Genomic DNA, 11,909 nt, shown 5'->3' with positions numbered 1-11,909 from the left:
GCAACGACAACCGCGGCCTTGTCAACATTCTCAGCTGGGGCGGGAGCTGCGATACACGGAAACGCCAAGCTCGCGAATCTTCTTGCGCAGCGTATTGCGGTTGAGGCCAAGAAGATCGGCGGCCTTGATCTGGTTACCGCGCGTCGCCGTCAGGGCGGCAAGAATAAGCGGATATTCCAGTTCGCGCAGAACACGGTCGTAGAGACCCGGCGGCGGCAGGCCTTCGCCGAAACTTGCGAAATAATCCCGCATGTTTTCCTCGACCGCCTGCGAAATGGTCAATGAGCCGGTCCGGACCGCCATCTTGTCGAGCGGGCTGTCTGGAACATCCGACTGCAATTCCTGCTCGATGATCTCGCGGGTGATGACTTCCTGCGGATAAAGCGCCATCAGGCGACGGATCAGGTTTTCGAGTTCGCGCACGTTGCCGGGCCAGGCATAGGCCTTCATGACTTCCAGCGCCTCGGTCTCGAAACGCTTTCCTTCAAGCCCCTCCTTCTCACCCGTCTGGATGAAATGGCGCACAAGATCGGGAATATCCTCAGCGCGGTCGCGTAGCGGCGGTAGCCGCAGCGGCACGACGTTCAGGCGGTAATAGAGGTCTTCGCGGAAAAGGCCCTGGTTGATCGACTGCTTCAGGTCCTTGTTGGTGGCGGCGACGATGCGAACATCGGTCCTGATCGGCGTGCGTCCGCCCACCGTCGTATATTCGCCCTGCTGCAATACGCGCAGCAGCCGCGTCTGGGCGTCCATTGGCATATCGCCGATTTCGTCGAGAAACAGCGTGCCGCCCTCGGCCTGTTCGAAACGGCCGGTCGAGCGGTTCTGCGCGCCGGTGAAGGCGCCCTTCTCATGGCCGAACAGTTCGGATTCGATCAGATCACGCGGGATTGCCGCCATGTTGATGGCGACGAAGGGGCCGTTGCGGCGCTTGCCGTAATCATGCAGCGCGCGCGCCACCAGTTCCTTGCCGGTGCCGGATTCGCCGGTAATCATCAGCGTCAGATCGGTCTGCATCAGGCGGGCGAGAACCCGGTAGATTTCCTGCATGGCGGCCGAGCGGCCGACGAGCGGCATGCCGTCCTGCATATCGTCGTCGAGTTTGGCGGGCTTGCGCTTCGGCTCCGACAGGGCGCGGCCGATGATGGCAATCAGCTCCGTCAGGTCGAAGGGCTTGGGCAGGTAATCGTAAGCGCCCTTTTCCGAGGCCTTGATCGCGGTCATGAAAGTGTTTTGGGCACTCATCACCAGAACCGGCAGGTCCGGGCGGGCCTTCTTGATGCGCGGAAGCAGATCGAAGGCGTTTTCATCGGGCATCACGACATCGGTAACGACCAGATCGCCCTCGCCGGCAGAAACCCAGCGCCAGAGCGTTGCGGCATTGGACGTGATGCGCACATCGTAACCGGCACGGCTGAGCGCCTGATTAAGCACGGTGCGGATTGCGGCATCATCATCGGCGACGAGGATAGTAGCTGTCATCTGTCATTTCCTGTCGAGTTCGGCAAGATGCGGTCGTCCAGCGCCACTTCAGGCGAGACGGGCATCAATACGCGGAAAGTCGTGCGATGGTTCTGGCTGTCGCATTCGACGATGCCGCCATGGGCGCCGATCAGTTTGGCGACAAGCGCCAGACCCAGGCCCGAACCATTCGTCTTGGTGGTAATGAAGGGGTCGAAGAGATGCGGCAGGAGATCGGCCGGCACTCCTGGCCCATTGTCATGGACGCAAAACTCAAGCGGCAGCGAGATGCGTTCGCGGCTGCCGGCCACGGACATGCGCATGCCGGGACGATATGCCGTCGTCAGCACGATCTCGCCCTCCGACTGATTCCCGACGGCTTCCGCCGCATTTTTCACCAGATTGAGAAAGACCTGCACCAGCTGGTCGCGATTGGCATAGACCGCCGGCAGCGATGGATCATAATTCTCGGAAATCTTGATGTTGCGGGCAAAGCCAGCCTTGGCTATGGCCTTCACATGGTCGAGCACCGAATGGATGTTGACCGGCACGCGGTCCACCGGACGCTCGTCGGAAAACACTTCCATGCGGTCAACCAGCGAGACGATACGATCGGTCTCGTCGCAGATCAGCCGCGTCAGCGCACGGTCCTCATCGGCAACCGATGTCTCGAGAAGCTGCGCGGCACCACGAATGCCCGAAAGCGGGTTTTTGATCTCATGCGCCAGCATCGAGGCAAGGCCGGTGACCGAGCGTGCAGCAGCCCGATGGGTCAATTGCCGGTCGATCTTGTCAGCCATCGACCGTTCCTGGAAGACGACGACAACAGACCCCGGCTCGCTGACAACAGGCGCGACATAGAGATCGACGAGCTTGTCCTGTCCAAGCCGGGGGGAGCTCAGATCGACCCGATATTCATTTACCGGCGCGCGGCGTTCCCGCACCTGATCGATCAGCGCAAGCAGCGGACTGCCGAAGGGAATGAAGGTGGAGACGCGGTAGCGGGCGAGATGGGAGGCGCTGGCCCCGAAAAAAGCTTCTGCTTCCCAATTGGCAAAAGCGATGAAACCTTCGGCATCCACCAGAATAACGGGATTCTGCACCGCGTTCAGAACCGCCATGGCGAGCGGGTTCGCATCTGCCGGGCTGTGTTTATCAGCGCTCATGCGGCCTTCCTTGCGGCTTCTTCGCCCGCATTGTCGCAAAGGGCGGAGCGCAGCAGATCAGCCACTTCCCCCGTATCACGCGATGTCATGATTTTAGCCTTGTCGGTGGTGGCGATCTCCGTCGCGAAACGGTCGAGATACCAGCCCAGATGTTTGCGGGCATGCCGAAGACCGGCTTCCCTTCCATAAAATTCGAGCATCATGTCGTAATGTTCGACGGCGATATCGGCAATATCGGCGCGTTGCGGCGCTGCATGTCCGGCCAGTACAGCCGGCAGCCAGGGTTGACCCTGTGCACCGCGACCGACCATAACGGCATCCGCGCCGGAACGGCTGAGGATTTCACGCGCATCTTCGGCGGTCTCGACATCGCCATTGGCGATCAGCGGCACGGAAATCACCTCGCGCACGGCGCGAATGGCATCCCAGTTCGCCCGTCCTTCGTAAAACTGCATGCGGGTGCGGCCGTGAATGGTGATGAGCTGGACGCCAGCGGCTTGAGCGCGGCGAGCAATTTCGGGTGCATTGATGGTGTTTTCATCCCAGCCGAGCCGCATCTTCAGCGTCACGGGCACATCGACCGCGCCGACGGTCGCCTCGATCAACGACAGCGCATGATCAGGATCCCGCATCAAGGCCGAACCGGAGTAACCGCCCGTCACCTTCTTGGCCGGACAACCCATATTGATGTCGATGATGCCAGCGCCATTATCAGCCGCAATTTTTGCCGCTTCCGCCATAAAATGCGCTTCGCGTCCGGCGAGCTGCACCATATGCGGAACCATCCCGGCATTTTTCAGCCGCGCCCAGGATTCCCCACGATTGGCGACAAGTTCCCGACTTGCGACCATTTCAGTCACCACAAGGCCCGCGCCGTAACGCCAGGCGAGCTGACGGAAAGGCAAATCTGTCACGCCCGACATAGGCGCCAGCACTGCGCGATTACGGATCGCGACTGAGCCGATGCTGAACGGGACTGACAACTCCGGAAGGGGCAAGTGATGATCTTTCGTGCAGAAGAGTTATATGCATTATTTTTAGACAGTGTTTGCGCAGTTGCCAAGCACTTTTACAGGGTTGCACCTTTTATTTGCGCGTGGCCTGCCTGCCTGTTTTGCTGGCGGCGGCAATTTGTGCAGGTTTGAACAAACGGGATGACCGATCCTGCGGCATGTGGGTGCGGGTGGGCGGCTTATCGGGCTGGCCATTCGGGTTTTGAAACGCTAAAGCAGGACTGTCAACCATTAAGGGTTGCGCACAAAGCATAAGACCAATGCAGGAAAGTACTATGAAACTCGGCATCGTCGTTGTCGCCGCAGGACGCGGAGAAAGAGCCGGCTCCCCCGAGGAAGGGCCGAAACAATATCGCCCGATCGGTGGCAAGGCCGTGATCGAGCATACGTTGTCGACCTTTCTTGCCTGGGCAGACACATCTCCTATCGTGGTCGTTATCCATGCTGACGATGCGGCGCTCCTGTCACCAATCCTTGGACGGCTGAATGCCGGGGAGCGGATCGTCACCGTCACGGGCGGCGCAACCCGGCAGCAATCGGTGCTCGCTGGTCTGGAAGCGCTGGCCGCGCAAGACCTCACACATGTGATGATCCACGATGCCGTGCGGCCTTTCATCGCCCTGGACATGCTGGAACGCATCGTGGCGCTGCACAAGGCGGGCGCTGTCGGCGTTCTGCCTGCCCTGCCCGTCACTGATACGCTGAAGCGTGGCGCAGGCGATTCTGTCGCGGAAACGGTTTCAAGGCAGGGTCTTTATGCGGCGCAGACACCGCAAAGCTTCGGCTATGGCGAAATCCTCGCCGCGCATCGCGCTGCTGCCACATCTGGAAAAGCCGACTTTACCGATGACGCCTCGATCGCCGAATGGGCAAGTCTGCCTGTGACGCTGACCGAAGGCTCGGTCGACAATGTGAAACTCACTCTCAAGCGGGATATCGCCATGGCCGATGAAAAACTCTCCTACGGACTGCCTGACGTGCGCACCGGCAATGGTTACGACGTGCACCAGCTGGAAGCAGGAGACGGTGTGACACTGTGCGGCGTCTTCATCGAACACGACCAGAAACTCAAAGGCCATTCGGATGCCGATGTGGCGCTGCATGCGCTGACGGATGCCCTGCTCGCCACCTGCGGCGCTGGCGACATAGGCGATCACTTCCCGCCTTCCGATCCGCAATGGAAGGGTGCCGCTTCGCGCATCTTCCTCGAACACGCGGCCAAGGTAGTCCGCGGCAATGGCGGCACGATCATGAATGCCGATGTCTCGCTGATTGCCGAAGCGCCGCGCATCGGACCGCATCGGCAGGCCATGCGTGAGGCGCTTTCCGACATTCTCGGCATCGCGCTGGAGCGCTGCTCGGTCAAGGCGACCACCAACGAGACGATCGGCTTCGTCGGCCGCCGGGAAGGTATTGCTGCGATTGCCACTGCCACTGTGGTCTACAAGGGCAGACCGCTATGAGCCTGTTTCCTGCGGATATAGAAGAACTGGCGCGGCGGATCATTTCTGACTTTACCGCCGGCGGCTTCATGGTCTCGACGGCGGAAAGCTGTACGGGCGGCCTGATTGCTGGTTCGCTGACGGAAATCGCCGGCTCTTCTGCCGTCGTCGATCGCGGCTTCGTCACCTACACGAACCAGGCCAAGATGGACATGCTTGGGGTTGGAACTGAGACGCTGGCGAATTTCGGCGCCGTATCCCGACAGACCGCGCTGCAAATGGCGCATGGCGCGCTATTTCGCTCCCGGGCGGATTTTGCCGTAGCCGTGACCGGCATTGCCGGTCCGGGCGGAGGTTCGGTTGAAAAACCGGTGGGGCTGGTGCATCTGGCCGCCAGGGCGCGCAGCGGTAAAATCCTGCACCATGAAATGCACTACGGAGAGATCGGGCGAACGGAAATCCGTCTTGCGACCGTCAGGACGGCGCTCGAGATGCTGATTACCCTCAATCAGGCCGGGTCCGCGTAGATTTTATCGGCGCGGGTCTCGAAGGCTTCGGCGAACATGCGGAAGGCCCTGTCGAACATCGATCCCATGACCGCACCGAGCAGCCGGTTCTTGAATTCATACTCGATGAAAAAATGAATGGCCGAGCCGCCCTCTGCGGAGGCTTCAAAACGCCAGCGATTGTCGAGATATTTGAACGGGCCGTCGATATATTTCACATCGATGGCGCGCTCTGCCGGGTTCAGCAGCACCTGCGTGGTGAAGGTCTCGCGAATGGCCTTGTAGCCCACCGTCATATCAGCCACCAGCAGAGTCTTGCCGTCCCGCTCCTTGCGCGAGCGGATGACCAGCGCTTCGCAAAGCGGCAGAAACTGCGGATACTTCTCCACATCGGCGACGAGGTCGTACATGCGGTCGGGTGAATGTTTTACAAGGCGATGCGTTTCGAACTGTGGCATGAGCGGGAGTTAATCCTCGATAACAAGAAGATCAAGAAGGCGGCGAAGCTGTTTTCGGCTTTTAAGCTGGAATACCGGCACGTTGGGACCATAAAGCGCGAAATTCTGCTCGAAGATCGGGGCGTGCCGGCGTTCGAAATTCCAGATATAGCGCAGGAAATCTAGATCCAGTCTTTCGGGGCAGCCTTCAGCCATTTCAGGACGCGCCTTGCCATACCCCCTGGCAATCCGGGTGATGGCGCCCCAAAGGCAAAGCCAGCGCGGCATGCGCACCCAAAGGACGATGTCGGATCTCGGCAGACGCATGTCGAAAGACGATGGATTGCTGCCGTCCATCAGCCACCGGTCTTTGGTGACGATGGCGGCAATCCTTTGTCGCTGTTCTTGGCGCGGGCGTACCTGCCAGCCAGGCAACCAGAAAATATCGCGATCCATGGAAATGTATTCAAATCCAAAGCGTCTTACGAGCTTCCGAGAAAGCGTCGATTTTCCGCCTCCGGAGCAACCGACGACCGAAATACGCTGCGCAGATGCGATAATCGCAGCCGCGTCCTCCACGTTTTCAAGATAGTTCGGCATCGAATAAACCTCGTCTTCGCCACCATGCCATTTTTAAATAGCGCGGCTATTATTCTGCGGCGGCATGGCCGCGGCGTCCGATGTTACGGAAATTTAACTATTGCAACCCCCTCGCAGGGATTGCTATTTATTTGCGACTAATATTACACCCATGGGATGCAACGGCGCTGGAACCTCCCATTTTCACCGCGCTTATTCATCCCTGGGTTCACACCCACATAACCCGCTTTGAGCCACTGAGTGAGCCGATGGACGATTTTTCCAACATCATCAACCTTCTCGAATCCGCCAAGCAACTTGCATCGATGAACGAAATGCCGATGCTTGCCTATCTCATCGACGTTGCGAAATGCGAGGCGAGAGAGAACAAGCCGGTTTTGCGCAAGCGCAAACGCGGCGAATCGACCGCCAAGGAAGAATGTTAGACGCCGGCTCGATAAAGCCGGCTGGCCCAATCTTCAAGACGATGTCATAATCAGGACTGAAACCGGCCGCTTTTCGAGGCGGCCGTTTCTTTTCACGATGGAAATGACAATCTCATGATCGCCGCATCCGCCGATATCAGGACCTATACGCAGGAAAGACCGAAGGAACGGCACGGCTTCGTGCAGATCGTTCTTCCGGTCTCGGGATGTCTGCGGATCGATGTAGCAGGGCTACAGGACGAATTGTCCACCGGGCGCGCGGTCTTCATTCATCCCAACACATCGCACACACAGGAAGCGACGACGATCAACCGGTCGCTGGTGGTCGATATCGACGAAACTGCTGTTCCCGAACAGGTGCTGGAGAGATTTGTCCACAAGCCGTTTCTCGATATCGCACGGGATACACGGCAGCTGATCGTTTACATGCGCAGCGTCATCGGATCGGATGGGCCGCGTGAGGATATTGCCAACCTCTGGGCACCGCTCCTGATCGACAGCCTTGCGACTGAAAAGACCGATATCCGCCACCGCCTGCATGCGCTGGGCGAGATCGTCAGAGCGGAGCCATTTTTCCCCTGGACCATCGAGACGCTCGCATCCTGCGCCGCGATCAGCGATAGCCGCCTGCATGCGCTGTTTCTGGAAGAGTTTAGCCTCCCTCCTCACCGCTGGCTTGCAGAGCTGCGCATGGACAAGGTCTGCGCATTGCTGCGCCACTCCACATTGCCGATTGCGGAAATTGCTTTGCGGGCCGGCTTCTCCGACCAGACGGCACTGACGCGCGCCATGCGCAACGCGATGGGCAAAACGCCTGCCGCTTATCGCCGGGCCTTCGGAATTCACTGAAAGCACAGCACCTCTTCTCTCAGGAGTTTTTGTCAAGACAGCCGTACGTGGCTGTGGCACATCGCGGGCAATCGTGAATGCGGATGTGACATGACATGAACAAGACAAGCCTCGGTGTTATCTACGGCATGATGGCGGGCGCTCTCTGGGGTGCGATCTTTCTCGCTCCGAAACTCGTACCGGATTTTTCCGCCCTGCAACTGTCGACGGCCCGTTACCTGACCTACGGGCTGATTTCGCTCATCATCATCGGACCGCGCCTGAAACGGGTATCTGCCCATTTCGGTGCGCGCGAATGGATCGCGCTCGGCTGGCTGAGCATGATCGGCAACATCGCCTATTATGTCTTCATATCAACGGCGGTGAAACTGAGCGGCGTTGCCTTCACGTCCATCATCATCGGCTTCCTGCCGGTTGCCGTCACCATCATCGGCACGCGCGATCATGGCGCGGTATCGCTCAAGCGTCTGTGGCCGTCGCTCGCCTTTGGCGCAATCGGCATTATCGGCATATCCTGGCAGTCGCTGACGGAAAGCGATGCGGGGCTGGATGTATCCCGCCTGATCGGGCTGGCCTGTGCGCTTGGCGCGCTCGCCTCATGGACGGCCTTTGCGGTTGGCAATGCCCGCTGGCTGTCACGCCTTCACGATGTCAGCGCCGACGACTGGAACATGATGACGGGTGTGGTGACTGGCGGGCTGGCACTGGCGCTCGCCATACCGGCCTTTGCTTTCGGCGGGGAAAGCCATAGCTCCAAGGACTGGCTGCATTTTGCGGCCATCGCCGCCGGTCTCGGTTTCACCGCATCCATTCTCGGAAATGCTCTCTGGAACCGCATGAGCCGCCTGCTGCCGCTCACCATGGTTGGGCAGATGATCCTGTTCGAGACGCTCTTTGCCTTGCTCTATGGTTTCCTCTGGGAAGGCCGTGGGCCAACAATCGTCGAAGTCCTGGCGATTTGCTCAGTCGTGCTGAGCGTCATCCTGTGCATGCGCGCGCATCGGCCGGAGAAGGTTGTGGCCTGACTTCAGGTGAAAGCAACAACGTCATCCTCGGGACAAATCCAAGGATGACGCGTGAGAGAAATTGCCCGCCCAGCCCACTTACTCCGCAGCGGCCAGAAGCTTCTTCTCGCGGGCTGCGCGCAGGCGTGCAAAATCGTCGCCCGCGTGGTGGGAAGAACGCGTCAGCGGGCTGGAGGAGACCATCAGGAAGCCCTTGGTATAGGCGACCGTCTCATAGGATTTGAATTCCTCCGGCGTGACGTAAGCCTCGACCTTGTGGTGCTTGCGTGTCGGCTGCAGATACTGGCCAATCGTAAGGAAGTCCACGTCAGCACTGCGCAGATCGTCCATCAGCTGCAGCACTTCGTTGCGCTCTTCGCCAAGGCCGACCATGATGCCTGATTTGGTGAACATGGTGGGGTCCAGTTCCTTGACGCGCTGCAACAGGCGCACGGAATGGAAATAACGCGCACCGGGGCGAACCGTGAGGTAATTGCCGGGAACGGTTTCCATATTGTGGTTGAAGACATCGGGCTTCGCCGCGACGACACGCTCCAGCGCGCCGGGCTTCTTCAGGAAGTCCGGGGTCAGAATTTCGATGGTGGTGTTGGGAGACGCAGCGCGGATCGCCCAGATCACCTTTTCGAAGTGCTCCGCGCCGCCATCGGCGAGATCATCGCGGTCGACCGAGGTAATGACGACGTGGCTGAGGCCCATCTGCTTGACGGCCTTGGCGACGTTTTCCGGCTCGTCCATGTCAAGCGCATTGGGCTTGCCGGTCGCGACGTTGCAGAAGGCGCAGGCGCGGGTGCAGATCTCACCCATGATCATGAAGGTCGCGTGTTTCTTGTCCCAGCATTCGCCGATATTTGGACAGCCGGCTTCCTCGCACACCGTCACCAGCTTGTGGCTGCGCACCAGTTCGCGCGTCTCGTGGTAGCCCTTGGATGTCGGCGCCTTGACGCGGATCCATTCCGGCTTGCGCATGACTTCGGTATCGGGCCGATGGGCCTTCTCCGGGTGGCGGATACGCTTTTCTTCGGACGAAGTCCTGTCGAGAATAGTGACCATAAGAAACCTGTTTCTATCGCTTGCCGCGATCATCACATTTATTGACGCGATGCTTTAGAACAATTCCAGAAAAAGCGTAAGCCCCTTCCGGGCACGAAGCCTAGTCAGCGCCGTACCAGCTTAGCCATGAACAACAACAGGCTGGCGCCGATGAAGGACGTTACGAAATAACCGAGCCTGCTGTCCTGCACGAAAACGTCGAAGGTTCTCAGCACCGCAACGGCAACCACCGAACCGACGATGCCGAGAACGATATTCATGAAGATGCCGAAACGCATATCCATGAGTTTGCCGGCGAGCCAGCCGGCAAGACCGCCGATGATGATTGCCGCAATCCAGCCGATATTTTCCATTCCCGCGCTCCCTTATAGAACCAGCGTTGAGACATATGGGACACCCGGCACGGTTAGACAATGCCGGGCATCACGGGGCACTCATGCGTTCAGCACACGTCCGTAGGCGTCGAGCACGCTTTCCTTCATCGACTCGGAAATGGTCGGATGCGGGAAGATCGTGTGCATCAGTTCTTCTTCGGTGGTTTCGAGGTTCATGGCGACCACAAAGCCCTGAATGAGTTCGGTGACTTCCGCACCAACCATGTGCGCGCCGATCAACTCGCCTGTCTTCTTGTCGAAGATGGTCTTGACCATGCCCTGATCTTCACCGAGTGCCACGGCCTTGCCGTTGGCCGCAAAGGAGAAGCGGCCGACGCGAATATCGCGGCCCAGTTCCTTCGCCTTGGCTTCGGTGAGACCAACAGAGGCGACCTGTGGGTTGCAATAGGTGCAGCCGGGGATCTTGAGCTTGTCCATCGGGTGAACATTCGGCAGACCGGCGATCTTTTCAACGCAGATCACGGCCTCATGCTCGGCCTTGTGGGCGAGCAGCGGCGGGCCGGCGACATCGCCGATGGCGTAGACGCCAGGCACGTTGGTCTTGCCGTAACCGTCGATGACGATGAAGCCGCGATCGGTCTTCACGCCGACGGCCTCAAGGCCGATGCCTTCGATGTTGGCGACGACGCCGACAGCCGAAATCATCCGGTCAGCGGTGATCTTCTCGGAAGAACCGTCCTTCTTCTCGAGCGTCGCAGTAACCGAATTAGCAGCCTTCTCGACCTTGGCAACCTTGGTTTCCAGATGGAACTTGATGCCCTGCTTCTCCAGCTGCTTCTTGGCGAAGGCAGATATCTCCGCATCTTCGACCGGCATCACCTGGCTCATGATTTCAACGACGGTAACGTCGACACCCATGGTGCGGTAGAAGCTGGCGAATTCGATGCCGATGGCGCCGGAACCCATGACGAGCAGCGACTTCGGCAGTTCTTCCGGCTTCATTGCCTCGAAATAGGTCCAGATCAGCTTGCCATCCGGTTCGATGCCTGGAAGCGCGCGCGGGCGGGCGCCTGTGGCGACGATGATGTGCTTGGCGGTATAGGTGCCCTCGCCCAGCGTGTTCTTCGGAACCGGGCCCATCGGTTCGACGGGCTTCTTCTGGGTCTTGGAAACTACGATTTCACCGGGCTTGGTGATCTTGGCCTCGCCCCAGATGATATCGACCTTGTTCTTCTTGAACAGGAAGCCGACGCCGTTGTTCATGCGGTGCGCGATGCCGCGCGAACGATCAACGATCGCCTTGACATCAGGCTTGATCGAGCCTTCGAGCGTCAGGCCGTAATCCTTGGCGTGCTGAGCCGTATGCAAGACATCGGCAGTACGCAGCAGCGCCTTGGTGGGAATGCAGCCCCAGTTGGAGCAGATGCCTGCAAGGTGCTCGCGCTCGACCACGGCAACCTTCATGCCGAGCTGGGCTGCGCGAATCGCGGCAATATAACCGCCCGGTCCCGAACCGATGATGATGACGTCATAAGATTGAGCCATAGGTATCCTGCCTTGTCCTATCGGGTCACGGCATGCCGTTCCGAAACGAGAATTG

At 59.2% G+C, this 11,909-nt stretch carries 13 protein-coding genes; 5 read left to right on the top strand and 8 right to left on the bottom strand.

Features of this window, described 5'->3' with window-relative positions:
* Positions 1-30: 30 nt before the first annotated feature.
* Genes ntrC through dusB form a run of 3 tightly spaced genes read right to left on the bottom strand, consistent with a single transcriptional unit; the run spans position 31 to position 3,610 of the window.
* The gene (gene ntrC, locus F617_RS0113125) at positions 31-1,482 is read right to left on the bottom strand and encodes a nitrogen regulation protein NR(I) (protein ID WP_003512914.1); all 1,452 of its coding nucleotides are present in this window, start codon (positions 1,480-1,482) and stop codon (positions 31-33) included.
* On the bottom strand, positions 1,479-2,627 hold the full coding sequence (locus F617_RS0113120) for a nitrogen regulation protein NR(II) (RefSeq protein WP_003512904.1): 1,149 nt from the start codon (positions 2,625-2,627) through the stop codon (positions 1,479-1,481). Before F617_RS0113120 ends, ntrC begins: the two co-directional genes overlap by 4 nt.
* The gene (gene dusB / locus F617_RS0113115) at positions 2,624-3,610 is read right to left on the bottom strand and encodes a tRNA dihydrouridine synthase DusB (RefSeq protein ID WP_255610144.1); all 987 of its coding nucleotides are present in this window, start codon (positions 3,608-3,610) and stop codon (positions 2,624-2,626) included. Before dusB ends, F617_RS0113120 begins: the two co-directional genes overlap by 4 nt.
* 305 nt (positions 3,611-3,915) lie before the next feature.
* Here dusB and F617_RS0113110 point away from each other — a divergent pair, with 305 nt between their 5' ends.
* Positions 3,916-5,103 carry a bifunctional 2-C-methyl-D-erythritol 4-phosphate cytidylyltransferase/2-C-methyl-D-erythritol 2,4-cyclodiphosphate synthase gene (locus F617_RS0113110; RefSeq protein ID WP_019565547.1) on the top strand — a complete coding sequence of 396 codons (1,188 nt, stop codon included), beginning with the start codon at positions 3,916-3,918 and terminating at the stop codon, positions 5,101-5,103.
* On the top strand, positions 5,100-5,609 hold the full coding sequence (locus tag F617_RS0113105) for a CinA family protein (protein WP_019565546.1): 510 nt from the start codon (positions 5,100-5,102) through the stop codon (positions 5,607-5,609). Before F617_RS0113110 ends, F617_RS0113105 begins: the two co-directional genes overlap by 4 nt.
* On the opposite strand, the gene F617_RS0113100 is transcribed toward F617_RS0113105, so the two are convergent.
* Together F617_RS0113100 and F617_RS0113095 are read right to left on the bottom strand one after the other, a co-directional pair.
* Positions 5,591-6,046, bottom strand: coding sequence for a type II toxin-antitoxin system RatA family toxin (locus F617_RS0113100; protein WP_003512897.1), 456 nt, complete (start codon positions 6,044-6,046; stop codon positions 5,591-5,593). The genes F617_RS0113105 and F617_RS0113100 overlap by 19 nt on opposite strands.
* 9 nt (positions 6,047-6,055) lie before the next feature.
* Complete coding sequence (locus F617_RS0113095) at positions 6,056-6,625, bottom strand: ATPase AAA (protein WP_013636036.1); 570 nt, start codon at positions 6,623-6,625, stop codon at positions 6,056-6,058.
* Positions 6,626-6,873: 248 nt separating this feature from the next.
* On the opposite strand from F617_RS0113095, the gene F617_RS28710 reads away from it, so the two are divergent.
* The 3 genes from F617_RS28710 to F617_RS0113080 all read left to right on the top strand — a co-directional run bounded on the left by F617_RS28710 (position 6,874) and on the right by F617_RS0113080 (position 8,924).
* Complete coding sequence (locus tag F617_RS28710; RefSeq protein ID WP_003512893.1) at positions 6,874-7,050, top strand: hypothetical protein; 177 nt, start codon at positions 6,874-6,876, stop codon at positions 7,048-7,050.
* A 114-nt stretch (positions 7,051-7,164) separates the two neighbouring features.
* On the top strand, positions 7,165-7,899 hold the full coding sequence (locus F617_RS0113085; protein ID WP_019565545.1) for an AraC family transcriptional regulator: 735 nt from the start codon (positions 7,165-7,167) through the stop codon (positions 7,897-7,899).
* A 95-nt stretch (positions 7,900-7,994) separates the two neighbouring features.
* Positions 7,995-8,924, top strand: a complete 930-nt coding sequence (locus F617_RS0113080) for a DMT family transporter (RefSeq protein ID WP_019565544.1) — start codon at positions 7,995-7,997, stop codon at positions 8,922-8,924.
* Between the two features lie 78 nt (positions 8,925-9,002).
* Here the strand turns inward: F617_RS0113080 and lipA are convergent, their stop codons facing one another.
* From lipA to lpdA, 3 genes are all read right to left on the bottom strand, one after another.
* A complete protein-coding gene (lipA, locus tag F617_RS0113075) occupies positions 9,003-9,974 on the bottom strand; it encodes a lipoyl synthase (RefSeq protein ID WP_003512887.1) in 972 nt (323 codons plus the stop codon).
* 104 nt (positions 9,975-10,078) lie between these two features.
* Entirely contained in the window at positions 10,079-10,327 is a 249-nt protein-coding gene (locus tag F617_RS0113070) for a GlsB/YeaQ/YmgE family stress response membrane protein (protein WP_003512885.1), read from the bottom strand.
* A gap of 81 nt (positions 10,328-10,408) precedes the next feature.
* Complete coding sequence (gene lpdA, locus F617_RS0113065; protein WP_013636031.1) at positions 10,409-11,854, bottom strand: dihydrolipoyl dehydrogenase; 1,446 nt, start codon at positions 11,852-11,854, stop codon at positions 10,409-10,411.
* Between the last annotated feature and the right edge of the window lie 55 nt (positions 11,855-11,909).

Origin of the sequence: Agrobacterium sp. 10MFCol1.1, from assembly GCF_000381165.1 — a bacterium.
GTDB classification, from domain to species: Bacteria; Pseudomonadota; Alphaproteobacteria; order Rhizobiales; family Rhizobiaceae; genus Agrobacterium; species Agrobacterium tumefaciens.
Note: the sequence above shows the minus strand (reverse complement) of the source record. Positions and strands in the feature narration are given on the sequence as shown.